This window comes from Flagellimonas aquimarina (assembly GCF_003149745.1).
Taxonomy (GTDB): Bacteria; Bacteroidota; Bacteroidia; order Flavobacteriales; family Flavobacteriaceae; genus Flagellimonas; species Flagellimonas aquimarina.
Genome location: NZ_QGEG01000001.1, coordinates 790,095 through 816,863 on the forward strand (window position 1 = coordinate 790,095; position 26,769 = coordinate 816,863).

Below are 26,769 nucleotides of genomic sequence, written 5' to 3' on the forward strand. Positions count from 1 at the left end.
GATCAGGATTTCTTTCGTTTGTCCAGCAAGTCTCTATTTTCAATGGGGTTTTCCTCTCCTTTAAGGGAGTTTTCAATTTTATCTATGTATTCCAAAGAATCATCCAAATAAAAATTGAGTTCAGGTACACGGCGCAGCTGATTTTTTGTGCGCTGTGCCAGGTCATGCTTAATAAGGCTTTGGTTAGATTTAATGCCTTCAAGCAATTCACCAGCACTTTTATTAGGAAAAATACTTACATAAACTTTGGCTATGGATAAATCTGTGGTAACATAAACCTTGGAAACCGAAATGAGCGTCCCTTTTAGTCCTCCGTCAGTAGCAGCACGCTGTAAGATATCCGCGATATCCTTTTGGATGATTCCTGCAATTTTCTTTTGCCTTTGTGTTTCCATATCTGCAAAAATAGTGGAATTAATGACTAACCTCATGATATGATTGGCTTACAGTGCGTAATTTTGAAGAATGTAAAAGGCATTTGCATAATAAGGGAGCAACAAAACCTAGCATATAATGGAAAAAATTGAGCATATCGGCATTGCAGTTAACAACTTGGAGGACGCTAATATTTTATTTGCCAATCTTTTAGGGGCACCACATTACAAAATGGAGGAAGTGCTTTCTGAAGGAGTGAAAACCTCTTTTTTTAAATCTGGCCCAAACAAGATAGAATTGTTGGAAGCCACAAATGAAGATAGTCCTATTGCAAAATTTTTAGAAAGGAAAGGAGAGGGCATCCATCACATTGCCTTTGCGGTTGATGATATAGTATCGGAAATAGACAGATTAAAGCAAGAGGGCTTTAAGGTGTTAAACGAAATCCCTAAAAAAGGAGCGGACAACAAATTAGTTGCATTTTTACACCCAAAGGGAACAAATGGGGTTTTGGTAGAGCTTTGTCAAGAAATAAAAGCAGTGTAGAGGCGTTAAAACCTTGCTATGAAGAAAAATAAATGGTAATATTGCATCCGCAAAATTGCAGGTCCTATAGCTCAGCTGGTTAGAGCACCTGACTCATAATCAGGGGGTCCATGGTTCGAGCCCATGTGGGACCACAGAAAAAATCCGTAACGCATTGATAAAAAGATGGTTGCGGATTTTTGTTTATAATAGTAAGCAGCTTTTTTATTTTTAAGGTACATAAAAGCCCCCACTTTTATTGAACTTTTTCGTAATCATGGGTTCATTAGTTCCATAAAGTCTATTTGTCCGTACTAAATAGATAATCTACATTTTTACCTTTATTTAAACTTACCCAATATGATTTTTGGATATGCCAGAGTAAGCATTCCTCAAAGAAGGAATTCCCCAAAAGAACATTTTTACTGCATTGGATCAAGGGGAAAGAAATATTCTTATTGAGGGGATCAAAGCTGGTGTGGAGTCAGCAAAACGATGAGGAAAAACTTTGGGTCCTCCAAAAGAGATAAGTAAGAAAAACCAACAAAAAGCCGTACTTTGTGAAGAGTGTTTATTGAGGTAAAATTAACCGTTTCCGAAATCTGCAAACGATTGAATATTTGACGAGCTGTTTATTATAAACACCTTAGGTATCGTGGACTTTCTGGAAAGTTGAGGTCATATAAAAAACAACCTTTTACATCGATTATGTTCCAATTTGGGTGTATATAGATGTATTTTACATCCATATAAACAAGTTGTAGCACATTACCAAAATATACATTATTAAAAATGCCTTAACTTATAATCAACTATTAACCAAATAAATATAAGATTATGAAAACAAAAATGATTTTTACATCAATTATGATTTTCGGAATTGCAATTACAGGATGCAAACAAAAAGAAAAAAAAGTGGAAATCGAGGAAGTGAAAATCGACCTATTAAACGATGAATTTCCAGAAGCAATGCAAGAAGTTAAACTAACTATGGATAGTATAGGTCAAAGTGTAAAAGATGGAGATTTAGACAAATTAATTTCCTATCACGCATATAGTCCAAAGTTTACTGAATTTAAGAATGGAGAAGTTAGGAATAATGGAGAGGAAAACGAAAAATTTGAACGTGGTGTTTTTGGTTCAGTTACAGAAATCTTGAAATTCGATATGAATGATATGAAAATTGCAGTATACGATAAAATTGCAAACGTAACACTCCATACTGATTTTCATTTAAAATTTGGAGAAGACCTAGCAGTTGTGAATGAACAAATGACATTACTATTTCTTAAAACCAACAGTGGTTGGAGAATTGTTCACGAGCACCATTCACCTTTGAACAAAACAGAGGAATAAAAAACGTGCTACAACAATGGCTATAAGTAATTGCTTGTTCTTGCCTACTTCTGAAAATCCTCGCGGATTTTCAGTTTGGTGTGTACTTGCAAAGTTAATTGCCAACACACGCAACTACTCATAGCCGAGACCGTTTTGGTTAATGTCCAAAAACCGTAAAACTGAATGAATAAAACAGTATTTGAAATTACTAAAATGGATTGTCCTTCAGAGGAAAATCTAATCCGAATGAAATTGGACGGAATTTCAAGTATTGCAAATTTGGACTTTGACATTCCTAACCGAAAACTGACCGTTTTTCACAGCGGAGAAATAGACCAAATCGAAAAGTCAGTTATCGAACTGAATTTAGGCGGAAAGAAAATCTCGACCGAACAAACCGACCAAACAGAATTTATTGAAAACGCAAACCAGAAAAAACTACTCTGGACTGTCCTCGGAATAAATTTCGCATTTTTCCTAATCGAAATGACAACTGGAATAATTTCAAAATCAATGGGATTGGTTGCAGATAGTTTGGATATGCTTGCCGACAGTTTCGTTTACGGAATTAGTTTGTTTGCAGTTGGCAGAACTTTAACAAGAAAAAAACGGATTGCCAAACTTGCTGGATATTTTCAAATAACACTTGCGATTATTGGATTTGTCGAAGTTTTAAGGAGATTTTTAGGAGACGAGAAACTTCCCAACTTTTCGACAATGATAATTGTGTCGATTTTTGCACTTATTGCAAACGGTATTTGCCTTTATATTTTACAAAAGTCAAAAAGTAAAGAAGAGGCTCATATGAAAGCAAGTATGATTTTCACTTCAAATGACGTGATTATCAATTTGGGAGTTATTACTGCGGGACTTTTGGTAAATTGGTTGAGTTCAAGCAAACCTGATTTGATTATCGGAACAATAGTTTTTGTTTTAGTAATTCAAGGAGCTTTTAGAATTTTAAAATTGAGTAAATAAATAAAAAAACACTAACCACAACAATGGCTATAAGTAATTGCTTGTTCTCGCATACTTCTGAAAATCCGCGAGGATTTTCAGTTTGGTGCGTACTTGCAAAGTTTAGTGCTAAACCACGCAACTACTCATAGCCGAGACCGTTAGCACTTATTTGATAAAAAAAATGAAACGATTAACAAAGATCATAGAAAAGAATATTTCAGGAAAAAAGGTTTTAGGACTTTTTATCTTGACCAATGTTGTTTACACCTTTATGCTGACTGTTACAATTCCCAAAACAATGGAATTCTCTAACGGAATGAAATTATTGGATATGATGCCCGCCGGATATGATTTGAATTATGTTAGTGAACTATTTAGTTCGCTTGGAGAAAATGGACGGATGACTTATCTAAACAACCAAATACCTGTGGATATGATTTACCCACTACTATTCGGACTTTCTTACTGTTTGCTTTTGGGATATTTCTTGAAGAAGTTGAACAAATTAAATTCCCCATATACTTATCTCTGCCTAATACCGATAATTGCCGGAATTGCAGATTATTTAGAGAATTTGGGAATTATCACAATGCTTAAAAACTATCCCGAATTGACAGAGATTACAGTTTATGCAACTAATATGTTTTCAGTTACAAAAAGTATTTCAACAAGTATATTTTTTATTGTATTGATAGTTGTCTTGATAACACTTGGAATTATATTATTAAGGATAAAAACAAGTGCTAACAATGTATAACCGCAATTACGGCGGATTCGACTACGTCCGAATCCACTCTGTAATTGCTAAAGTCTGTGCCAAACCATAAATTAACGCATATAAACACGTAACTGACGGTTATACGAGACCGTTGTGTGTCATTTGTAAATCTGAAGATGAATCGTAAAAATTGGATTTTAATTGCATTAGCCTCTTTGGTAGCCCTAGCCTACATCTTTCTAAAAATTTACGCGACTCCGGAAATGTTGATTAACGACTTAATGGAGGGGACAAAGGAGGAATTCGAAAAAATGGCAGAAGAATTCAACCAAAGGGCTAGTTTAGACCAAGAACGATTAGAAGAGTTTTATAAACGAGCGGATATAAATCTTGAACATGGAATCGATTACATTGACTCAATACTAGAATATGATAACAAACTTCGAAAATCAGATAAATCACATTTGAATATTATCACAGGTGAGGCTTTATATGACAATGGATTCCATAAAGAGGCCTTGCAACGGTTCGAAAATCCTAAATTCAATTCCGTTTCTCCTAGATTGCTTGCCGACAAAGCTGGTTCATATTCAAAATTGGGAGATTTCAAAACAGCAATCTCTCTACTCAATCAAGCTGCAAATATCAACCACAGTTTTAAGTGGCATAAGGGCAATGTTTTTGAAATGTCCAACGAATTAGAAAAGGCAAAAAAAGAATACTTCGAATTATATCAAAAGGACACTACTCATTACAAATATTGTTTAGAAAGAATTAATGAACTAGAAAGTGATAATCCAGAATTACTGGAAAATATAATCTTTAGGAATCGGGACTCTCGAATTTATATTTACTTGGAATCCGAAAAAGAGGGCGAATCAGTAATGGATATTGGTAAAATTAAGTTTAAAAAAAAATAAAAACGGCACACAACACCGGCTATAATTCATTGCTGCTTTATCACTAAATTTAAACCTAACAACCATTAACAGGGCCCGATTTCATACCGACCATTTTCGTTGGAAATGTCCACAACGAAATCATAGCCGAGGCCGTCAGCTAAAAAAGACCGCACACAAACTAAAAAAAGGAAATAACATGAAGAAAAAAATATATGTGTTTCTATTTGATGGGTATTCGGATTGGGAAATATCCTATCTAACTCCAGAGATTGCTAAAGATGAACGTTTTGATTTGGTTTATTTCTCAGAGACTGGAGATGAAGTAACTTCAATGGGTGGCTTACAAGTGATTCCAACCGCATCACTCAATGAATTGAAAATTGAAGAAGTGGAGATGTTAATTCTTCCAGGAGGAGTAGCTTGGGAGAAAAGAGAAATAACAACGATTAACAATCTGGTTTCAGAGCTATTTGAAAAGGGGAAAACAATTGCTGCAATTTGTGGGGCAACTTTTTATTTAGGACAGTTGGGGATTTTAGACAATTTGAAGCATACAAGCAACGATTTGAGTTATTTAAAAGCTGTTGTTCCAGAGTATGATGGACAAGAAAATTACCAAAACAAATTAGCAGAGACCGACAAGAATATCATTACAGCGAATGGAATTGCCCCGATTGAATTTGCGACTGAAATTTTTAAGAAAACAGAATTAAAATCTGATGATGAAATTGAAAAATGGTTTCAATTATTCAAAAATGGGATATGGAGTGAATAATAAAGCCGAACACACAACAAAGTGTCATATGTAATGCGGGTTTCAGTGGTTAATTCAACAGCGGATCGCTGTTGCAACACCGCCAATTCGTCTCTGGCGATTGATGAAAAATTTGAAATGTTGAATAAACGAATTGGCTCCGTGCGCGAGTTTAAAGTTTCGTGCTTTTAATCCCGCACTGCGCATAGCCAAACCGTTAGGTTTTATTAAAAAATAAAATGGAAGAGTTTTATGGAAGTATTTTTTTATGGCTCATTTATGGATGTCAACATTTTATTGAAAAATGGAATTAAACCATCAAATCCAAGAAGAGGCTATCTTAATGATTATGCTTTAAAAATTGGAAATCGAGCGTCATTAATTCCTTGCAAGAATGAAAAATCATATGGAATCGTGATGACTATCGATAATGATGTAATTCATAATCTATATGCCGAAGCCAGTGTAGCTGACTATATTCCGGAAGAAGTCAACATTATCACAAATACGAATGATTCTATAACGGCAATATGTTACAATCTGCCTTCCGAATCACTAACCGGAACTAATGAATTATATGCTATATCCCTATATAAATTGGCTAAACAGGAGGGTTTCCCAGATGATTATTTAGAGAAGATCAAAAAGATGACAAAAACAACACCTAACAAAAAATAAACGCGTCATTCCCCCCTGCCGGACGGGCAGGAAAACGGGCGTTTATTCGAGACGTTGGGTTTAATGTAGCAGAACCGCTAAAAAAATGAAAAATCTTAAAGGAATTTGGTTAATGATTAAAACAGGAGACGATTATTGTTCTCCAGAATTTATCGAATTTGAGAACAACCATATTTTTCATTTTGAACTGGTGGAGGCAAATGGAGGTAGACTATCAAAAAAAACAACTGATTGGAATGAAAAAATTTCTGAATCTAAATATGAGTTTGTAAACGTTAATCGAATTAGAATATTCAGAATGGGAAAAACCCATAAGATTATCAGTGAAACTGAATCTATAACTGAGGATACTGAATTCGCAACAGACTATGAAAGAATTTTCCCAACGAAAACAGAATTAAGCAAAAAGCAAATTGAAGCACTTGAATTCAAGGCCGAATGGAATAATGAAAAAATCCCAATTATTTTTAATAAAGGTTTAGACAGTTCAACAATAAAGGAGATTAATAAAAGGTTGAACCGAGAAGGACAAAAATTAGTATTAGAAAATTTTCAAGGAACATATTTCGCTTCGATTTATGACAATGGAGAAAGAAGAACACTCATCGGAATTAGGGAAATTGACGAGGAAAAAGCAATCCTTTTCGGTTTTCCAGAAAAACCATACGAAATATTGGCAGAATGATTGAAAAAACACTAAACACAATAATGTATAACCACAATTACGGCAGATTCGACCATGTCCGAATCCACGTGGAATTGCCAACATCTGTGCTAAGGCAAAATAACGCATATTAACCCGTAACTTAGGGTTATACTCACCGTTACCAGTAATTAGAGAATAATGAATCCAGAAGAATTTATTAAATCATATGAAATAGCTTTAGGAACTCAGGATTGGAAAGCAGTTGAGCCTTTAGTTTCCGACAATGTAAGTGTTACATTTTCTAATGGAACAATTCATATTGGAAAAGAAAATGTTCAAAAAGCATTTGAGAAAAATTTTCATAGAATTAAGAATGAAAAATATGCTGTTGAAAATATTAAATGGCTAGTAAAGGATAAAAAGTATGCGGTCTATTTGTTCGAATTTAATTGGACCGGAATTATAGATGGAAAACCTGTTTCTGGAAATGGAATTGGGACTTCTGTTTTGATAAAAGAAGATGCTAGATGGAAATTATTGACTGAGCATTTGGGAAGAAAACCATAATGAATTTGAACAAAAATCCGCTGCCACTCCCGTACGTGACCGTTGGAGCACATTAAAAAACCTTAAGACACCTCAATTATTATGACGACCAAACTCTTAAAATCAATGATTGTATTTCTTTTGTTGAGCTTAACAGTGTATACACAGGAATCGAGTAAAAAAGATTACCCACTTCAAGAAGATGTGCAAACAATAGATGGTATTGTTAGGGCTTATTATGATGTTATCTCTGGTCAGGCAGGACAGCCAAGAGATTGGAAAAGAGATACGTCATTACATCACCCAGATGCCTTAATAACAATTACGGGAAAAGATGAAAACCATAATCCCTATATCAGAACACAGAGTTTATCCGAATATCATGAAAGTTTTGGGGTTCCTAAAAGTGGGTTTTGGGAGTATGAAATCAACAGAGAAACACAAACGTTCGGAAATATTACCCACGTTTGGAGCACCTATGAAACAAAAAAAGAAAAAAATGGGCCAGTAACTCAAAGAGGAATAAACAGCATTCAATTATATTATGACGGAAATAGATGGTGGATTCTTTCTTGGATGTTTGATAGCGAGAGAACTGATAGTCCTATACCTAAAAAGTACAAATAAAGGATGAAGCTTAAGCATAAATGGGGCTTGGAAAAAATTGATTCAGCTTGAATTAAATGGCAAAGAAATCATTTAAATTTTTTATTGAAACAATAATGAAAATTAGAATATACCCCTCTGAAATGACCATAATAAAAGAAATGACATTTAGATGACATCTAAATGTCGTTATAAAAACATAAGCTTAGGTGTAACTTTGTAGTATCAAAAAAATAAAATCTTGAAAACCAATTCCATAGGAAAAAATTTAATCTATCAAAGAAAATTAAAAGGATATACCCAAGAGCAATTATCTGAAGAAACCAAAGTTACCGTAAGAACCATTCAACGCATAGAAAAGGGAGAGGTTAATCCTCATCTCAATACTGTAAAGTTATTGGCCAATGCTTTAGGTATAGAGATTGAAGAGCTTATTGTTTTAGATAATCCCAAAGAAGAGAACATACAAAAGAAGTGGCTTATTCTATTGCACAGTACACCATTTCTAGGGTTTATCATCCCACTGTCTAACATATTATTCCCATTATTTCTATGGATTCATAAACGAGAGGATAATAGCATTTATGACGCTCATGGCAGGAAAATTATCAACTTTCAAATTAGTATGACCATCCTTTATATTTTAAGTCTAATTGCCTTAATAACTATTGAAAAGTGGGGATTTTTCTTTTTTATAGGAGTTATTCCATTTAGCGTTCTAGTAATGCTCATCAATATAATTCGTGTGACAAGTTCTGGAACGTGTTTTTATCCATTGGCATTTCCTTTTATTGGGAATAAATTAAAAAGTAAATCAGCAGCATTGCTTAGCTTGGCAATCATTGGAATGTTATTTTTTACCAGTTGTAGCCATACGAATATCGATAATATTGCACGTTTAGATGGCACTTATATTCCTAAGGACTCATTAACAAATAAGGTAAATCAACTCCAAAAAGATGCCCAAGTGCATGGGATTGCAATTACAGTCTTTAATGATAAAAAACCTGTTTATCAAAATACTTTTGGATACAAAAATGCTCCTGAACAACTTACTCTTACAGATTCCACGAACGTTTACGGCGCTTCTTTAAGTAAAGCTGTTTTTGGCATGCTTGTTATGAAATTAGTGGAAGATAGTGTCATTGGTTTGGATACGCCACTTGAATCGTATTTGTCAAAGAAAATTTATGAATATCAGCCATTAACACGCTGGCATGATAACTATTCAGATTTAAAAACTGACAGTTTATATCATAAGATTACAGCAAGAATGTGCCTAGCACATACCACAGGATTTAATAATTGGAGGTTTTTTGAGTCTGATAGAAAGTTAAGAGTGAATTTTGAACCAGGAACAAAATACTTCTATAGCGGCGAAGGTTTAGTATACCTTCAGGTTGTTTTAGAAAAAATTACGGGTAAAGGTCTTGATGAGCTGGCTCAAGAATATATTTTCAAGCCTTTAGGAATGAACGATACATCCTATCAATGGCAACCAAGATTTGAAAAAGACTTCGCTCATGGGCATAATACCAAGGGGGAACCTTATGGCAAAGACATCGATAATGAACCTAGATCGGCCAGTACGATGGAAACAACGGCGAGTGATTACACAAAATTTCTTACTGCTGTGTTGAATGGCCAAATATTAAGTAAAACCTCTTATGATGAAATGTTTAGTCCTCAAATTAGAATTAAATCCTTAGCACATTTTGGTCCCAATGCTAAAACTACAACCAATAAATATGACGCCATTAATCTAAGCTGTGGGTTAACATGGTTGTATTTTGATACACCATACGGAAAGGCAGTCACTAAAAGTGGTCATGGAGATGGATTTCAACATTATTCCATTTTATTTCCTGAAACAGGAAAAGGCATTTTAATCATGACTAATAGTGACAATGGAGAAAGTATCTATAAAGAGTTGTTGGAAGTTGCTTTAGCTGATAGTTATACGCCATGGGAATGGTCTAACTACATTCCTTATGATCAAAAGCCTAATAAATAAAAAGCAGCAATGTTAATCAGATACATTTTATAAATATCGAGGCAGAATATTGTAAGGAAATTATGCCTTAAAACTTCAACAAAATTAAATAACGGGCTTTAGAATTAAGCAGCTAACTTCATTGTTTTCATTTTCCTCACTTTAAAAATTCTACAATCGATTATCTTTAGAGAATAACGAAAACCTAACTAGGTTCTATTTGTATTCAACACACTCATATGTCAAAAATTTTTGGAAAAATTCGACGTACATTATTGAAAGAAAATAGATTTAGCAAGTATTTACTTTATGTCTTAGGAGAGGTGGTACTTGTGGTTATTGGAATTTTGATTGCGCTGCAAATCAACAATTGGAACGAGGCGAGAAAACAAAGTATCAAAGAGGAAGGGTTACTGGTTGCTCTAGTAGAGGACTTTGAAGAGAACAAAATTAGAATTGAGGAAGCCATAAGCAAGGAAAAGGACATGATCGAGATGAGCAAGTCCTTAATAGGCGCAATGCAATCGGACCAAAAAGATGTGAACACAGACTCCATTAGATTCTGGGTCGCTTCAGGGGCCAAATCATGGTGGAAAGCACAATTTGTAACTGGCACTTATGATGCCATGGTAAGTTCCGGTAAAATTGAAATTCTAGAAAGCGATGACCTGAAAAGAATTTTATCCCAATTTGCTGCAGATATCGATTCAGGTTTTGAGGACCATGAAGAATCTATGAGTTATTTGGTCGAGATGAACAGAATATCCGCTGATGTTGCTCCCGCGGTACTTCATGACATTCAACGTGAAGAACTTGGTGTTTCAGCAAGTAGTAAAGACTTTGATGCGTCAGTTAAGAAATTAATTGGGAATAACGCCTATCTGGGATTGTTGATTTCAAAGACATGGCTAGAAACCCTTAGAGTTGGTTATCAAGAAAAACTACTGGTCTATATTGATGAAATACTTACAATTTGCAAAGCGGAACAAAATAAATAATCAATTGAAAGATAAATATTTATGAAGCGAGCACCATTGATTGTCTTATTGAGCATTGCTTTTTTTTCCTGCAAAAAAGACCCAACAGTTCAAAAGACCCAAAGGTTTGAAATTTTAAAGGACTCCTTGTCCCATGAGTTGACTGAGATTCAAAGAAAAGGCGATATAAAGGGGTTCGGCGTTGCAATTGTCAATGAAGATACCACGCTATATGCCAAGGGGTTCGGCTACTCGACAATTGACCCTGAACAGGCCTATACCAAGAATACAGTCCAAAACATTGCTTCCGTTTCAAAGACGCTCATAGGTATTTCCCTGTTGAAGGCCCAGGAAATGCAAAAACTGAACCTGGAGGATCCAGTGAACAACTATTTGCCTTTTGAGGTATTCAATCCTTTTCATCCTGAAGACGCCATAACCATTAGGCAGCTCGCAACTCACACTTCTTCGATCCAAGACGGCGATTTATATGGAAAGAAGTCATACATTCTTGAGAATGCAAAGGATACTTTGAGAATCAAGTCGATACCCAGCGCTGAAGAGTTCAATGCTCCCGAATCGGACTTGGATATGGGCAGATTCTTAGAAAACTTCTTATCGGTGGAAGGCGAGTGGTATCAACAAACGAGTTTTTTAGAGAACAAACCTGGCGAACTCTACGAGTATACAAATGTCGGCGCCACTTTGGCAGCCTACATAATAGAAATTGCTACGGGAAGTTCATATGCGGACTTTACCAAAAAACATATTTTGGCGCCCTTAGAAATGGCTTCATCTGACTGGAACACAGCTGAGTTGGATACTACCCACCTTACCCAACTTTTTACCGTTGATGGCAAACAAATACCAAGCTATAAATTAATTACCTACCCTGACGGCGGACTAATAACTTCGGTCGATGACAAAGCAAAATATCTTTCTGAGATTATTAAAGGATTTTCAGGAAACGGCAAACTTTTAACGGAAAAGAGTTATAAACTTTTCTTTACCAAGTTTCTTTCAGAAAACAATTTCGAGGGGGAGCGAGACACGGATAGACCGTTTGACGATGAATATAACAGTGGACTCTTTATTGGGCACACTCCTATTGGACAGGTAGGTCATATGGGGGGAGATCCCGGGGTATCAACATTTATGTTCTTTGATCCAAATACTAAAATTGGAAAGTTGCTTTTTGTCAATACAGATCTTGATGAGAAAGGTGCTGATCAATTCTACACAATATGGGACAAAATAGGATCATATGAGAAACGAATGAATAAGCAAACTGAGAATTGAAAGTTCAGAAAAAGGATTCGATATAATGAAATCACTTATTAAAATATGTTTACAATCAAGAACATTTTCATAGGTTTTGGGTTGATTCTGGTTGACGTAGCTGTTTACATTTTTTTTGGGTTACTCTTGATGGGTTATGATGATTTTTATGATGAAAGTAAAGGGCCATATTGGAGCTTAGAAAGTATGACGAATACGGAAAAAATCACATATATAGGCCTGAACGTTTGGCACGTTATTAACTTCGTAGCTATTGGAATTGTTATCTATAGAATAATCAAACTTGTAAAAAGCAGACGTTAGCAACAAAGAACTATGTAAATTCAAAGTTCAAATAAACGATAAGTAAACTGTGGTATTTGATTGAAAATAAGTAAACCAAAGAAAAACCTATAGAATGAGGCAAATTTTTAAACTATTTGTAGTTGCAGTTTTCTTTTCCTGTAACGATTCTAAAACTATTCCTGTAAATGAATTTCTAGCAGACGGACTTGAAGAGCCTGTTGAAATCGTTAGGGATAAATGGGGCATTAACCATATTTATGCCAAAAACCAACACGACCTGTTTTATGCACAAGGTTATGCAGCAGCAGCAGACCGGCTTTTTCAGTTTGAGATCTGGCGAAGACAGGCCACGGGTACTGTGGCAGAAATTCTTGGGGAACGGGAATTAAACCGAGATATAGGTACACGTCTGTTTAAGTTTAGAGGTGATATGACCACTGAGATGAATCATTACCATGACGATGGCGTTGAAATTATTACAGCTTATACAGATGGCGTAAATGCCTATATCGATGCTATTTTAAAGACTCCGGAAAAGTTGCCAATCGAGTTTAAACTCCTGGATATACAGCCACAAAAATGGACTCCAGAAATAGTTATTTCAAGACACCAAGGTTTATTGGGAAACATCGGTCAAGAATTACAAATTGGACGTGCAGTAGCAAAACTTGGCCCAGAAACCGTTAAAGATTTATATTGGCTTCATCCAAAGGAACCCAATTTAGCAATTGACCCTAGCATAAATACAGACTTGCTATCGGATGATATTTTAGCATTATACAATGCCTATCGTAAACCTGTGAAATTCAAAAAAGATGATATCGTTCCTGTTTATCAAAATACAAAAGAAGAGGAAACAATGTTATCACTTTATGAAGGCAAAAATGATTCTTTGGCCATTGGCAGTAACAATTGGGTAGTTAAGGGTAGTCGTATGGCAGATGGCAACACCTATATGGCCAACGATCCACATAGAACCATTGCTATACCATCCTTACGTTACATGAACCATTTAGTTGCACCAGGGTGGAATGTTATAGGTGGTGGCGAACCAGAAATACCTGGTATTTCCATAGGTCATAATGAATATGGCTCTTGGGGACTTACCGTTTTTAGAACGGATGGCGAAGATTTATATGTTTATGAACTAAATCCTAATAACCCCAATCAGTATAAATTTAAAGGCGGTTGGGTAGATATGACACAAGTTTCTGAAACTATAAAAGTAAAGGGACAAGAAGACCATACCTTACAATTATCTTATACCTTGCATGGACCTGTTACCCATATTGATACCGAAAACAATGTGGCCTATGCCGTACGTTGCGCCTGGCTAGAACCAGGAGGGTCTCCATATTTAGCTTCATTGCGTATGGACCAAGCAAAGAATTGGGAAGAATTTCGGGAAGCTTGTAACTATAGCCATATCCCTGGAGAAAATATGATATGGGCCGATAAAAAGGGACACATAGGCTGGCAAGCTGTAGGCATTGCCCCAATTCGTAGAAATTTTAGTGGTCTTGTTCCAGTTCCGGGCGATGGGCGCTATGAATGGGACGGCTATTTACCCATCATAGAAAAACCAAACGACTATGATCCAGCCAAAGGTTTTATTGCTACCGCGAACCAGAATGTAACCTCAGAGGATTATGCCCATTGGGATGCTGTTGGTTTCTCATGGTCAGACCCGTACCGGGGTGACCGTGTAAACGAAGTGCTAGGGGCAGATAAAAAATTGACCATGGAAGACATGAAGGCCCTACAAACAGATTACCTCTCCATTCCTGCAAGGATTTTAGTTCCTATGTTGGAGCATCTCGTTTTTACAGGAAAAGCTGCGGAGGCTAAAAACAGATTAACTAATTGGAATCACAAACTCGAAGCAAGTTCCATTCCTGCCGCCATTTATGTAGCTTGGGAAAACCAAATTAAAAAAATGGCGAATGAACAGTTTATTCCCACCAATGGAAAGGGCATAGTTCCCGGAATTCAGATGGCACGAATTATGGAGTGGCTTAAAGCGCCTGATGCAAGGTTTGGGGAAAACCCAATTTTAGGTAGAAATAAATTTTTGAACACTGCTTTTAGCAATGGCGTGAACGACATAGAAAAAAACCTCGGATCAGATATGAGCTTATGGCAATATGGACAAAAAAAAAACAAGCACACTTATATGAGGCATGCTTTGAGCGATGTTGTAAATGATACAACAAGAGCTAAACTGGATCTTGGGCCATTGCCAAGAGGGGGTAATGCCTATACCCCTGGTTCAACAGGTGGTAATTTAAGACAAAGCAGTGGTGCTTCTTTTCGTATGATTGTGAATACTGGTGATTGGGATGCTGCGGTGGGCTCCAATGGGCCTGGACAATCTGGTAATCCTGATAGTCCGTTTTATAGTAACCTGTTTGAGCCTTGGGCGAAAGATGAATATTTCCCTGTTTACTATTCACGTGGTAAGATTGATTCGGTAGCTATAACCATAAAAAAATTAATCCCTCTACGGAAGTAATAAGTTGACGGGCATTAAAGTAGTGCATGCCCAAAACCATTAAAAGTTCAAATAAAGGATAATAGACAAACAAAATCATAAATGAAAAGAGGCAAAATAGTATTGATGCATATTGGAATATTTATTGTGCTATCAATTCTATTGGTCCTTTTCGCAGAATCTATTTTGATCGTTGTAGCGCCAGGTTTTCATCATGTTGAAATGTGGATTGCTTTAATAATATATGGAATACTTGGGATTTTTCTAACTCTTTTAATTTCATGTATAGTATTTCTCATGAAAAAGAAAAAACAAGTTCAATAAAACGATGAATATCAATAAGTTAATCCCTAAAGATAAAGGAGACATAGAAACAGCTGAGAAACTGAATAGGTACGCATATGAAGAATTGAAGCCTATTGTCCCACAACTTTTGACTTGGATTCAAGATATGAATTGGCCTGTATCTCGCCCAGTCGCCAAATATTTGGAATCAATTTCTGAACATTTGACTGATGACATAATAAATATTTTGAAAGGGACAGATGAAATATGGAAATATTGGTGCATTCATGTTTTTGGCCTGGATACAGACAAGGCTATTGACCCAAGGCTAATGAAAGAGTTTAAAAGAATTGCAACTAACCCAACTCAACAGGAAGTAGCTGAGGAGGTACAAGAGTTAGCTGTTGAGCTAATTAGCGAAGAATAAAGTTCAAATAAACGATTGGGAAGATATAAGGAATAATAACCGAGCAAAATGGCAGTAATTATAGCATGTGTACTTTTTGCGATAGTGACAGGAGTTGCATGGAGGTTTTATCCACTGATACCGAAATTTGTCAAAAATAACCTTGAGTTTTTTTTGGTAATAATTGGTTTTGTAGGTGTTCTGGCTGCTATCTCTCAAATATCTGCTGATACCCGAAAAACGAAGTCCCTTGAATTGGTCAATGAAGCTAAGGAGATGTTTGGATATATGATGCAACAAATTGAGTATCGTATGGATGAGTGCCAAGTTTGGTGGGATGTGGCGTTAGACCAGACAAATAAGGACCCTGAGGTCTGCAGAAAGGATAAGGAGTGTTCCAATACTTGTAGAATAGCCCATTTTGTTAGTCAATATAGATGGAGACCCATAGATACAGAGGTAGACGACTGGGAAAACTTTAGAATGTTAATATGTGATAACCCAGAGGGTAATGAGGAAGAAAATAAGGTTGATCCATTATGCCCTTCGGCAATTAAATTCTTTGAGGCCTTAGATAAAGCAAATGAATCAAAGCTTGAAGCCGATAAACAGCCTTTTTCCAACAAATTTGTATTAATGGTGATTCAATTTCTAATCGCGATAGGACTTGGGTTAGAGGTGGGAAAACTAAAATCTCGGAAACAGAAATCGTTAAATAACTAAATCGTTATCTTCAAGTTAAAGTTCAAAAAAGGATTATAGAATAAGAAGTAAAAAACCCAGCATAGAGATTGAAGTTAGAAAGCCAAAGCTAGAGTATAATTATTGAGAGGTTGATTTTTCATTGTCGCCCACAACGTTGTCCTCATTAATAGCTGTTTTATCTCTCCACCAAGTAGCTAAAGAGGATCCGGATATATTCATCCAAGGCCCAAAAACCGCCGGTGCCAAGCCCATGGTAGCTATTCTTCCCATTTCTAGGGCAATGCCAGATGCCAATCCTGCATTTTGCATTCCAACTTCGAAAGCTACCGTACGCGCAGATTTTTTGTCTAAACCTGTTAATCGGCTACCCCAATACCCTAAAAAGTATCCCGTTGTATTATGTAAGATTACCACTAATACAAGTGTGAGCCCAATGGTCAATAGTGAATCACGACCTGCGGCGGTAATGATTGTAATGATAATGGCAATACCGGCCATTGATATTTTTGGCATTGCTTTATCTATCCACTTGAAACGACCATGTGCAAATCTGTTAAAAATCAAGCCCGCTATGATAGGAAGGATGACTATTTTAAGAATGCTTAACAGCATTCCCCAAAAATCTATAGGCACTAGCTGATCCGCCAACAATTTCATTAAAAAAGGGGTCATAATTGGGGCGAGCAACGTAGCTACGGCGGTCAATGTTAACGATAAAGCCAGATTAGCACCGGATATGTAAGCCATTACGTTTGAGGCCAATCCACTTGGGGAACAGCCTACTAAAATAACTCCAGCGGCAACTTCTGGAGGCAGGTCAAAAGCATAGGTAAGTCCAAACCCTATAAATGGCATAATTGTGAATTGACAAAGAATACCCACCAACACCCCTTTGGGCATTTTTATTATGCCGTCAAAATCTTTTAAACTCATCGCGGTTCCCATACCAAACATGATGATGATTAGTAGGGGGATGATCAGGTTTTTAAGATTAAACCCGCCTATTTGTGTGAACAGCTGAGGATAGAACAATGATGCTGCCACAGCGGCAAATATTAAAATGGTAAACGAAAACCCTTTAAGTCCTGAAAAACTCTGAAAACCAAGGGCAAGGCTTGCAAAAAACAACACTACCAAGGCTCCCGTTTCATTTTTAAACCCAGTTGATAACATGATAACAATAATAAAAGCTAAAATGGCACTGAGGATCAAAATGTATTTGCCGTATGTTTTCATGTTTTGAATTTTGTCAGTGTAGGGCCAGAGGTAAATTTACATATAACTTTCCGTAAGCCCCCAAGGCACATTTCACGACCAATTTTTCCTCAAATTTTAAATCAAACCCAAACTCGATAGTATACTTTGTAGTTTATGTACTGGACTACTTTGGGACTGTAATTATTCCAACGCAATCATGCCATCTTTAAAATATTTCTCTTGAACATTCGGAGAGCTACCAGATTTAAGAAAGTTCCAATACCAATTAAGGCAAAAACTTTGGACAAGAATGTGATATCTGTAATAGGTAGTAGGTTAAGGAAGATATCATAAAACCCCTGTATGCCCCAATAATTAACAGATACAACAGCCAATTTTTGCATAATCTCTGGCATCATGAAAAGGGGCACCATACTACCGCCGACACTACTCATAACAAGCACGACTATGGTTGAATACCCCTGCACCTGCTTACGTGATTTGGCAAATGAGGCAAGGACCACACCAAAACCTGAACAGGCATAAGCTATTACCAAAATCATAAGCATAACAGAAGGAAGGTGTTCTATAAAATCAAGACCAAAAAACAGCCAGGCATATACAAACATGATGATTAGCTGAACGATGGAAATGATATTCGCATATACCAATTTCCCATAAAGGATATGCCTTGGGTTTATGGGTGAGCACAGCAATTTCTTTAGCATACCATCTTGTTTCTCATCCAAGAGACTTCCTCCTATCCCTGCAACTGAGAACAAAAGCATCATTACAGATGTCCCTGCCACTACATGAACAAGCCCCCCTAGGTTGTCTTCATCGGTACCGCCCATTTTTCCAAAAACGAAAGAAAACAAAGTAATAAAGATGATGGGCAATATGAAGGTCAGGATCCAGTCCTGCTTGTTGCCGAAAAATAATTTCAAATCTTTTTTTATCAACTGTATCATGTGTCCCTAAGCTTTTTGCCCGTTAGACTTAAAAATATAGTTTCAAGGTTTATTTTTTTGATGTCAATTTTTGAAATGTCTAAACCTATATTACTGCACTTCATTATTATTTTTGATAAATCACCCTGAATATCCATGGTGTAAAAATGCAAAGTGTCATCAAAACGTAGGAGGTCCTTCCAGTCATTTGCAATTGAACTATGGTGGGCATCAGTTAGATTGGTAAAGGAAATAACTACTGACTCCTTCATTGATCCTGATGTCTTTAATTCATTTAAAGTCCCCTGAGCAATAATTTTCCCATTATCAATTATTCCAATACGATCGCATAAACGCTCCGCCTCTTCCATATAATGTGTGGTATAAACAATTGTCATTCCCTCTTTGCGTAACTTTTCAACCACTTCAAAAATTAAATTTCGGCTTTGGGGATCAATACCAACGGTGGGTTCATCCATAAACAGGATTTTAGGTTTGTTAAGTAATGCAGAAGCAATGTTGATTCTGCGTTTCATTCCACCAGAATAGGTTTTCACCTTATCATTCTTCCTGTCGAAAAGCCCGAAGAGTTTCATTGTTTGATCGATACGGGCAATTAATTCCGGTTTTGGAACATCATATAAGCCTCCCCAAAAGAGTAGGTTGTCATATGCAGAGAGCTCATTATAGAGTGCTAATTCCTGTGTAACAACCCCAATGTTCTTTTTACATTCCTGCGGATTAGTCCTTAAGTCAATGCCGGCAATGTTTATTTCTCCTTCATTTGGTTCTACAAGTGTGCTCATGATGGAAATCGTTGTTGTTTTTCCAGCACCGTTTGGACCCAACAAACCATAACATTCGCCTTGTGCAATGTTGAATGAAATACCTTTCAAAGCTTCAATTGTATCAAATGTTTTTTTCAAGTTTAAAACATCGATCATATTGGTTTTTTTATGTTCATTGGTTTAATTTGATTTTTGTATTTCATACTATATTTTAAGTTTCAAATACTTCTATCCATGTGTTTTCCATCTATATTGAAAGTATTCCAAGTGCAATTGCCAACAAACTGAAAAGAGATGCATAGTGAGTGATTTCTCATACCAATTAAGTACAGGTTTGTTCCTTTTCTTGAATTTACAATTCAAAATTCCGAGTATTCTTTCGGTTCACGGTTTTTTTAATTCCGAAATGTAGAATATTAAGGATGGCCTGTTGTTTTCGAAAAACTACTTTGAGGACGAGTATATTAGTATTTCTGCTTTTAGATCAATCAATACGATCATGTATCTTTTTAAAATACAAGTGGTGCTTACATGATCAATAAGCATATACACTCGTTGATTTAGTTACTTTTCTTCAATCGGAATATAAAGTAACAATGCCGTCAACAGATTACTATCCTTATTATTAACTGGTTTAGGAGCAAAGCTGATTGGGGATCTTTAGTTTTGTGCTGATAATGTAATTAGGACAAAAATCAACTTACTTTCCTAAAAAGCTTTCTAATTCCAGATATTTAGAATCCATTGTGCTCAGGGCAAATGCAGCAGCTGAAGCGACAAATACAGAATAGTCCAAGGGCCCTTTTATTCCTGTTGTGAAAGTCATTGATAAACCAAAAAGTAGCAGTAGGACACCACTTAGTTTTGCAAAGAGCTTAGTTTTAAAACCTAATAACAAAGCAAATCCAAAGAGGATTTCAAAAAATGTGGCGGCAACGGCAACCGCAGATATAAGTTGATTAGGGACCAAAGGGTTCAAGAGTTGAGTATATTCAACGAAACTGTTCCAGTTGCCCCATGCGGAAACTTCTGGGCTCCACATTCCAAATCTATCTGCACAGGCTGAAAGAAAGCCAACGGCCAATGCAACTCTCAAGAAAACCTTGGTATATTTTGTATTCATTTTTTTGTTGATTTATTGCGATGTTTATTCTAGCCTAAAGTTATGATAACCATACAAACTATTGTTACAATGGAATCTTAAAATAGCTAATGTTGATATTAAACAAAGGATTCTGCGGAATGCTTTTTTAGGAACAAAAAAGGCATAAAACAAACACGTTTTACGCCTAGGGTTGTGAGTTATAATTGATTAAATCAATATGTTTCCACCACAATAACACCATTGGCCGCTCTAGAGCCATAAATGGCAGCATTTGATAAATCAAGAACAGATATTTTTTTAACTATGGAGACGTCTACCAGTTGGTCTAAAGATGAAAAAGATTGTCCAACAATATAATCGTTCAATATGTACAAAGGCTCCGAAATTGGACGAGAGATAGAGTTAGCGGTTCCTCTTAAAACAGGAGTATTTCCCCTTATGGTAATACCCGGGACTTTACGCATCATATTTATCAATGTAATCTGTGAATTTCCCACGCCTTCTCGTTCAGCTTTGTAAACATTCACTGTATCAGAGGTGGATTTACAAGAAGTAAAGACAAAACAGAACAAAGCAAGTAATACAATAATATTTTTCATGATGTTATTTCTAGTTTAGAGAGGATTAAATATACAAAAATAAAAATATAAGTATCTGGAATGCAACAATTTAATTATTTCAGGAAGCAAAACAAAGGTTGATGAATAACAGTCTTTTTTTGTAACGCAAGAGCAGAAGCATTAAAGCTTAATGCTATTTAAATAATATTGCAATTGCTCCAATCGCGGTTACGATCAAAATGAATCTTTTGTAGTTGCGATCATTGATTTTTTTTACCAATACAACCCCTAGAAAAAGCCCGGCAAGAATTGCTGGAAGCAACTTCATATTGATCAACAATGTTTCTTGGGAAATGGTTTCCCACACAAACAAATGAAAGGGAAGTTTAAAGAGGTTTGTAATTAAAAAGAGCCATGCAGCCGTGCCAACGAACTCATTTTTTGGCAAACGCATTGCCAAAAAGAAAATATTGGTAAATGCACCTGCCAAATTCCCTATCATGGTGCAAATGCCTGCCATAACACCTATTGAGCCTGAGAAAAACCAGTGAGTGGGAATAGAATTGGATTTTCTTTTATCCCACCAAATCAACATTCCTAAACTTATAAGGATGACTATGACCATACTTATTTTGAATTCTTTTTCTGGTAGATCCTTTCCTACCATGACACCAATAAGAATACCCGCAAGCATCCATGGCAAAAACTTTAGGATATGTTTCCATTGAGTGTGCCTATTGTAATACACTACCGCAAATACATCACCCACCAAAAGCAAGGGAATTATTAAACCGGTAGATTCTTTGGCTCCAAAGGCCAAAGCCATTAGTGTTACATTGAAAATTGAAAGTCCCTTTAACCCTGCCTTTGAAATTCCCATTAAAAAGGAGGCAGTGGCCGCCATCACCCATGCTATTAAAGAAGGTTCGAATGTTGTAGATAGCGTCAAATTTGGCGTTTAGCGAACAAAGGCCAAAGGTATTCTAAAAAATTATACATTAGTGGCAAACCAAACCAATAAAATATGGAACTCAGTACGTTGGACTACAGCCTTATAATTGTCTTTTTTGCAATTGTTTTGGGAATAGGAATCTATGTTTCCAAAAAGTCCGGGAAGAGTTCTTCGGAATACTTTTTATCTGGCAGAACAATGCCCTGGTGGTTATTAGGGCTGTCCATGGTTGCCACGACTTTTTCTACAGACACTCCAAATCTTGTAACCGATTTAGTAAGGACAAATGGAGTATCTGGTAATTGGGGCTGGTGGTGTTTTCTATTAACGGGCATGCTTACCGTTTTTGTTTATGCCAAGCTGTGGAGAAAATCTAATGTAAAAACGGATCTTGAGTTTTACGAGCTTCGTTATGGAGGTAAGGCTGCAAGTTTTCTAAGGAAATTTAGGGCCATCTATCTTGGAGTGTTTTTTAATGTTATCACCATGGCTTCAGTTACTTTGGCCGCAATAAAAATTGGCGGTGTTATGCTGGGCCTTGAGCCATGGGAAACTGTTGTGGCTGGAGGACTTATTACGGTAATATTTAGTGCACTTGGTGGATTTAAAGGAGTGGTATACAGTGACTTTTTGCTCTTTTTTGTAGCTATGGCCGGGGCAATTGGAGCGGCATATTATTTGGTAAATATTCCAGAGGTTGGAGGCATTCAGGCCATTATGGAAAATGAAAATGTCAAAGACAAATTAAGCATTCTACCGGATTTTAGTAACAAGAAGGCTTTGATTACCATGTTGGTTATTCCGTTGGCAGTTCAATGGTGGAGTTCTTGGTACCCTGGTGGAGAGCCTGGTGGTGGTGGATATATTGCACAAAGAATGTTGGCGGCCAAGAATGAAAACCATGCTATAGGTGCCACCTTCTTTTTCAATATCATGCATTATGCATTGCGTCCTTGGCCTTGGATTTTGGTGGCCTTGGCTTCCTTGGTTGTATACCCTGATATTGCAAGTATTCAACAAGCGTTCCCTAATGTTGTAGAAAGCAAATTGGGGCAAGACCTTGCTTATTCAGCAATGTTGACAAAGCTGCCAAGTGGTTTGCTGGGCTTAGTATTGGCTTCCTTGGTTGCCGCATACATGAGCACCATTTCCACCCAGTTAAACTGGGGTTCCTCTTATATAGTGTACGATTTCTACAAACAGCAAATAAACCCCAATGCAACCGAAAAACAAATGGTTAATGTAGGAAGGTTATCCACTGTAGTTCTAATGGTTTTAAGCGCATTTTTGGCATTGGCATTGCAAAATGCCATGGGAGTTTTCAATTTACTACTATCATTTGGAGCAGGTACTGGACTCATTTTTATTTTGCGTTGGTTCTGGTGGCGTATTAATGCTTGGAGTGAAATCACGGCAATGTTTTCTTCAGGTATCTTAGCTATTCTTTTAGAGACAACCTCATTGAAAGAAATCCTTTTTAATCCAGAAAACGGTGTTTTTCCAGAGTGGGGAGAACTACCTTTTATTATGGTCATTACAACCATAATATGGCTTACGGCTACTTTTGTAACGCAGCCAGAAACTAAGGATGTGTTGCGAAGTTTTTATCAAAAAATTCAGCCAGGTGGACCAGGATGGGCCAAGATTATTGAAGAAGCAAAGCAGGACAATGTTGAGATTGTGGCAAACGACCAAAAATGGAGTGTACCGTCAGGGATAAAGGCAATGCTATTGGGCGTGGTATTAATTTATACGATAATGTTCGCCACGGGATATTGGATTTATGGTGAAACAAATTTGGCTTTGACATTGACTGGAGTAGCTGCCATTTCAGCATTTTTGCTGATAAGAGCTTGGAACAAAATGAAGGATCATATTTTATGAGAACATCATGAAAAGTAGGATACTTTCTGTTGACATTTTTCGAGGGGCGACTATCATTTTAATGATATTGGTCAATACCCCTGGAACATGGTCCAATGTATATGCTCCTTTTTTACATGCAAAATGGCATGGTTATACCCCAACTGATTTAGTGTTCCCATTTTTTTTGTTCATCGTTGGAACTTCAATTGTGTTTGCATACCAAAACAAGAAGGCCAATGCTTCGGTCTATAAAAAAATCACGGTTAGGAGTCTAAAACTAATTGGGTTAGGTCTCTTTTTAGGGGCATTCACCATTAACTTTCCATTTATCAAGGATTTCGCTTCAATAAGATTCCCAGGTGTATTACAACGTATAGGAGTTGTTTTCTTTTTTGCGGCAATACTTTTTTTAAACCTTAACTGGAAAAAATTGATTTGGGTTGCGGTGGTTTTATTGATAGGATATTGGCTTCTCTTGGTTTTTGTTCCTATTGAAGGCATGGCTTCTACATTGGAGAGGGCACCTAATAATTTGGCTAACTACGTAGATGTCCAAGTTTTTGGCACCCACAACTATAAACCGGATTACGACCCCGAGGGCCTATTAAGCACAATTCCGGCCATAGTAAGCTCGCTTTTAGGAATTTTTACAGGATTGATATTGACCTCAAAGCAGGAGAAAAAAACAACTATTTTATTTGGGCTAGGAGGCTCTCTGTTATTATTGGGACACCTCTTGGATTTTGTTTTCCCGATTAACAAGGCATTATGGACAAGTAGTTTTGTTTTGGTTACAGCGGGTTGGGCAAATATAGTTTTGGCCTTGATTTACTATCTAACGGATGTTAGGAACATACGGTTTGGGAGTATATTTAGATACGCTGGGGCAAATGCCATAGTAGTTTACTTTGCGTCGAGCTTTATCACTAAATTGTTTTACTTGATAAAGGTGGATGGGGAAACCTCAATACATGGGTGGCTTTTTAATAAAATCTATGTACATAGATTTATCTCCATGGAACTGTCCTCGTTACTTTATGGTCTAAGCGTAGTATCTTTTTACTGCCTTTTGGCCTATGTGCTTTATAAAAGAAAAATTTTTATAAAGGTGTAAAGCCATGTTATGTGCGCAAAAAGAGAAACAGGGAGTTAAGAATGAAGTTGTAGTAGCCTAGCAACGTATTTTCCAATTACATCAAACTCTAAATTTACCATAGTGCCAGGCGTGTAGGTGTTAAATCTGGTGTGTTCGTAGGTGTACGGAATTATGGCAACACTAAAGGCGTCTTTTTCAGAATCCACAACGGTTAAACTAACACCGTCAACAGTAATGGACCCCTTTTCAATGGTAACATTGTTTAAGCTAGAATCATATTCAAAGCCAAAAACCCAGCTTCCATCTTTTTGCTCAACAGAGATACAGTTTGCCGTTTGATCAACATGTCCTTGAACAATATGTCCGTCCAGCCTAGCACCCAATACCATTGCCCTTTCAAGATTTACGACATCTCCAACCTTTAACTCGCCTAAACTGGTTTTGTCCAATGTCTCTTCAATAGCGGTCACAGTGTACCGGTCTTCCTCTAAAGCCACAACGGTTAAACATACTCCATTATGGGCAACACTTTGATCAATTTTTAGTTCCGAAGTGATTTTGGAGGAAACCGTAATATGCAAATTATCGCCCTCTTTGTCAAGCTTTTCAATTTTGCCTAAAGTCTCAATAATACCTGTAAACATGAATCTTTTTAATTGAGTAGTTTTGTAATGTAAATGTAGCTATATCGCCCATTATTTTATGAAGGAAAAAGGAAAAATAAAACTAGGGATTTCAATTGGGGATTTCAATGGCATTGGATGCGAAGTTGCGTTAAAGACTTTTGAAGACTCAAGAATGTTAGATTTCTGTACTCCAGTTATTTTTGCATCCAACAAAATGATATCCCAACAAAAATCAGATTTGGGACTCAACATAAGCTTTAATGGAGTAAGAGATGCTGCACAAGTAGTTGATGGAAAAATCAATATTGTGAATACATGGAAAGAAACACCTAAAGTTGATTATGGAAAAGCTACAGAAGAAGGAGGCAAATACGCCATAAAGTCATTGAGGGCTGCTGTTTCCGCTTTAAAAAACAACAAGATTGATGTCCTTGTTACCGCCCCAATAAACAAGAACAACATTCAATCCGATGATTTTAATTTTCCAGGCCATACAGATTTTCTTGCTCAAGAATTAAAAGGCGAAAGCCTTATGTTCATGGTAACGGACTCTTTAAGGGTTGGTCTATTAACGGACCATATAGCAGTTAAAGATGTTGCCCAGGCCATTACACCTACATTGATTAGGAATAAGGTGGAAACAATGGAAAAATCGCTAAAAATGGATTTTGGCATTAGGAGGCCTAAAATTGCCTTGCTCGGAATTAATCCCCATAGCGGAGATAACGGAACCATAGGGGAAGAGGATGATAAAATTTTAAAACCGGCAATACAAGAGCTGTTTGATCAAGGCACATTGGTCTATGGGCCATACTCGGCAGATAGTTTCTTTGGATCTAATTCCCATAATAATTTTGACGCCATTCTTGCCGCCTATCATGATCAAGGACTCATTCCTTTTAAAACGCTCTCTTTTGGCAAAGGAGTAAATTATACCGCAGGGTTAGATAAAATACGCACATCTCCGGACCATGGAACTGCCTATGAAATTGCAGGAAAAGGAATGGCAGATGAGAACTCGTTTAAAGAAGCTGTTTTTACGGCAATACAGGTATTTAAAAACCGCAGAGAGTACATGGAACTGAATAAAAATCCTTTGCAAAAACAGAAGGTAAAGCGAGCAAGTTAAAGCATAATGTT

28 protein-coding genes and 1 tRNA gene are annotated in these 26,769 nt (G+C 36.6%); 21 read left to right on the forward strand and 8 right to left on the reverse strand.

The genetic code is table 11. From position 1 onward, the window contains the following. Positions 1-2: 2 nt before the first annotated feature. Positions 3-395 carry a 30S ribosome-binding factor RbfA gene (gene rbfA / locus DKG77_RS03560; protein ID WP_109660255.1) on the reverse strand — a complete coding sequence of 131 codons (393 nt, stop codon included), beginning with the start codon at positions 393-395 and terminating at the stop codon, positions 3-5. Between the two features lie 118 nt (positions 396-513). Between rbfA and mce the strand changes: the two genes are divergently transcribed. From mce to DKG77_RS03655, 18 genes are all read left to right on the forward strand, one after another. Then, on the forward strand, positions 514-921 hold the full coding sequence (gene mce / locus DKG77_RS03565) for a methylmalonyl-CoA epimerase (protein WP_109660256.1): 408 nt from the start codon (positions 514-516) through the stop codon (positions 919-921). Positions 922-981: 60 nt separating this feature from the next. After that, a tRNA-Ile gene (locus tag DKG77_RS03570) sits at positions 982-1,055 on the forward strand. Between the two features lie 682 nt (positions 1,056-1,737). After that, positions 1,738-2,256: a nuclear transport factor 2 family protein gene (locus tag DKG77_RS03575; RefSeq protein ID WP_109660258.1), complete on the forward strand. Its 519-nt coding sequence runs from the start codon at positions 1,738-1,740 to the stop codon at positions 2,254-2,256. 165 nt (positions 2,257-2,421) lie between these two features. Then, complete coding sequence (locus DKG77_RS03580; RefSeq protein WP_109660260.1) at positions 2,422-3,216, forward strand: cation efflux transmembrane domain-containing protein; 795 nt, start codon at positions 2,422-2,424, stop codon at positions 3,214-3,216. A gap of 163 nt (positions 3,217-3,379) precedes the next feature. Continuing rightward, the gene (locus DKG77_RS03585; RefSeq protein WP_109660262.1) at positions 3,380-3,955 is read left to right on the forward strand and encodes a hypothetical protein; all 576 of its coding nucleotides are present in this window, start codon (positions 3,380-3,382) and stop codon (positions 3,953-3,955) included. 137 nt (positions 3,956-4,092) lie between these two features. Continuing rightward, on the forward strand, positions 4,093-4,836 hold the full coding sequence (locus tag DKG77_RS03590; RefSeq protein WP_109660264.1) for a hypothetical protein: 744 nt from the start codon (positions 4,093-4,095) through the stop codon (positions 4,834-4,836). A 178-nt stretch (positions 4,837-5,014) separates the two neighbouring features. Continuing rightward, on the forward strand, positions 5,015-5,593 hold the full coding sequence (locus DKG77_RS03595) for a type 1 glutamine amidotransferase family protein (protein ID WP_109660266.1): 579 nt from the start codon (positions 5,015-5,017) through the stop codon (positions 5,591-5,593). 231 nt (positions 5,594-5,824) lie between these two features. Next, positions 5,825-6,250: a gamma-glutamylcyclotransferase family protein gene (locus DKG77_RS03600; RefSeq protein WP_109660268.1), complete on the forward strand. Its 426-nt coding sequence runs from the start codon at positions 5,825-5,827 to the stop codon at positions 6,248-6,250. 85 nt (positions 6,251-6,335) lie between these two features. After that, on the forward strand, positions 6,336-6,935 hold the full coding sequence (locus tag DKG77_RS03605) for a hypothetical protein (protein ID WP_109660270.1): 600 nt from the start codon (positions 6,336-6,338) through the stop codon (positions 6,933-6,935). 159 nt (positions 6,936-7,094) lie between these two features. After that, positions 7,095-7,463 (forward strand): nuclear transport factor 2 family protein, encoded by a 369-nt coding sequence (locus DKG77_RS03610; protein ID WP_109660271.1) that lies wholly within the window; start codon positions 7,095-7,097, stop codon positions 7,461-7,463. Between the two features lie 105 nt (positions 7,464-7,568). Further along, the gene (locus DKG77_RS03615; RefSeq protein WP_243414821.1) at positions 7,569-8,069 is read left to right on the forward strand and encodes a hypothetical protein; all 501 of its coding nucleotides are present in this window, start codon (positions 7,569-7,571) and stop codon (positions 8,067-8,069) included. A gap of 220 nt (positions 8,070-8,289) precedes the next feature. Further along, positions 8,290-10,062 carry a serine hydrolase gene (locus DKG77_RS03620; protein WP_109660273.1) on the forward strand — a complete coding sequence of 591 codons (1,773 nt, stop codon included), beginning with the start codon at positions 8,290-8,292 and terminating at the stop codon, positions 10,060-10,062. A gap of 218 nt (positions 10,063-10,280) precedes the next feature. Continuing rightward, positions 10,281-11,039: a DUF6090 family protein gene (locus DKG77_RS03625; protein WP_109660275.1), complete on the forward strand. Its 759-nt coding sequence runs from the start codon at positions 10,281-10,283 to the stop codon at positions 11,037-11,039. A gap of 21 nt (positions 11,040-11,060) precedes the next feature. Further along, positions 11,061-12,317 (forward strand): serine hydrolase domain-containing protein, encoded by a 1,257-nt coding sequence (locus DKG77_RS03630; protein WP_109660277.1) that lies wholly within the window; start codon positions 11,061-11,063, stop codon positions 12,315-12,317. 45 nt (positions 12,318-12,362) lie between these two features. Further along, on the forward strand, positions 12,363-12,620 hold the full coding sequence (locus DKG77_RS03635) for a hypothetical protein (RefSeq protein WP_109660279.1): 258 nt from the start codon (positions 12,363-12,365) through the stop codon (positions 12,618-12,620). 94 nt (positions 12,621-12,714) lie between these two features. Next, positions 12,715-15,114: a penicillin acylase family protein gene (locus tag DKG77_RS03640; RefSeq protein ID WP_109660281.1), complete on the forward strand. Its 2,400-nt coding sequence runs from the start codon at positions 12,715-12,717 to the stop codon at positions 15,112-15,114. 307 nt (positions 15,115-15,421) lie between these two features. After that, positions 15,422-15,805: a DUF5071 domain-containing protein gene (locus DKG77_RS03650; RefSeq protein ID WP_109660285.1), complete on the forward strand. Its 384-nt coding sequence runs from the start codon at positions 15,422-15,424 to the stop codon at positions 15,803-15,805. A gap of 48 nt (positions 15,806-15,853) precedes the next feature. Beyond that, the gene (locus tag DKG77_RS03655) at positions 15,854-16,507 is read left to right on the forward strand and encodes a hypothetical protein (RefSeq protein ID WP_109660287.1); all 654 of its coding nucleotides are present in this window, start codon (positions 15,854-15,856) and stop codon (positions 16,505-16,507) included. Between the two features lie 99 nt (positions 16,508-16,606). Here DKG77_RS03655 and DKG77_RS03660 read toward each other — a convergent pair whose 3' ends face one another. From DKG77_RS03660 to DKG77_RS03685, 6 genes are all read right to left on the reverse strand, one after another. After that, on the reverse strand, positions 16,607-17,725 hold the full coding sequence (locus DKG77_RS03660; protein ID WP_165819342.1) for a bile acid:sodium symporter family protein: 1,119 nt from the start codon (positions 17,723-17,725) through the stop codon (positions 16,607-16,609). A 176-nt stretch (positions 17,726-17,901) separates the two neighbouring features. Next, a complete protein-coding gene (locus tag DKG77_RS03665; RefSeq protein ID WP_109660289.1) occupies positions 17,902-18,657 on the reverse strand; it encodes an ABC transporter permease in 756 nt (251 codons plus the stop codon). Next, positions 18,654-19,580 carry an ABC transporter ATP-binding protein gene (locus DKG77_RS03670; RefSeq protein WP_109660291.1) on the reverse strand — a complete coding sequence of 309 codons (927 nt, stop codon included), beginning with the start codon at positions 19,578-19,580 and terminating at the stop codon, positions 18,654-18,656. Before DKG77_RS03670 ends, DKG77_RS03665 begins: the two co-directional genes overlap by 4 nt. Positions 19,581-20,124: 544 nt before the next feature. Then, complete coding sequence (locus tag DKG77_RS03675; protein ID WP_109660292.1) at positions 20,125-20,547, reverse strand: DoxX family membrane protein; 423 nt, start codon at positions 20,545-20,547, stop codon at positions 20,125-20,127. Positions 20,548-20,741: 194 nt separating this feature from the next. Continuing rightward, positions 20,742-21,128, reverse strand: coding sequence for a TonB-dependent receptor plug domain-containing protein (locus DKG77_RS03680; protein ID WP_109660294.1), 387 nt, complete (start codon positions 21,126-21,128; stop codon positions 20,742-20,744). Positions 21,129-21,282: 154 nt separating this feature from the next. Then, a complete protein-coding gene (locus tag DKG77_RS03685) occupies positions 21,283-21,993 on the reverse strand; it encodes a sulfite exporter TauE/SafE family protein (protein ID WP_109660296.1) in 711 nt (236 codons plus the stop codon). Positions 21,994-22,113: 120 nt separating this feature from the next. Between DKG77_RS03685 and DKG77_RS03690 the strand changes: the two genes are divergently transcribed. Then, positions 22,114-23,925, forward strand: a complete 1,812-nt coding sequence (locus tag DKG77_RS03690) for a sodium:solute symporter family protein (RefSeq protein ID WP_109660298.1) — start codon at positions 22,114-22,116, stop codon at positions 23,923-23,925. A 7-nt stretch (positions 23,926-23,932) separates the two neighbouring features. After that, on the forward strand, positions 23,933-25,021 hold the full coding sequence (locus DKG77_RS03695; protein WP_109660300.1) for an acyltransferase family protein: 1,089 nt from the start codon (positions 23,933-23,935) through the stop codon (positions 25,019-25,021). Positions 25,022-25,056: 35 nt separating this feature from the next. On the opposite strand, the gene DKG77_RS03700 is transcribed toward DKG77_RS03695, so the two are convergent. Next, a complete protein-coding gene (locus DKG77_RS03700) occupies positions 25,057-25,647 on the reverse strand; it encodes a riboflavin synthase (RefSeq protein ID WP_109660302.1) in 591 nt (196 codons plus the stop codon). A 58-nt stretch (positions 25,648-25,705) separates the two neighbouring features. On the opposite strand from DKG77_RS03700, the gene pdxA reads away from it, so the two are divergent. Continuing rightward, positions 25,706-26,758 carry a 4-hydroxythreonine-4-phosphate dehydrogenase PdxA gene (pdxA, locus tag DKG77_RS03705; RefSeq protein ID WP_109660304.1) on the forward strand — a complete coding sequence of 351 codons (1,053 nt, stop codon included), beginning with the start codon at positions 25,706-25,708 and terminating at the stop codon, positions 26,756-26,758. Positions 26,759-26,769: the final 11 nt, after the last annotated feature.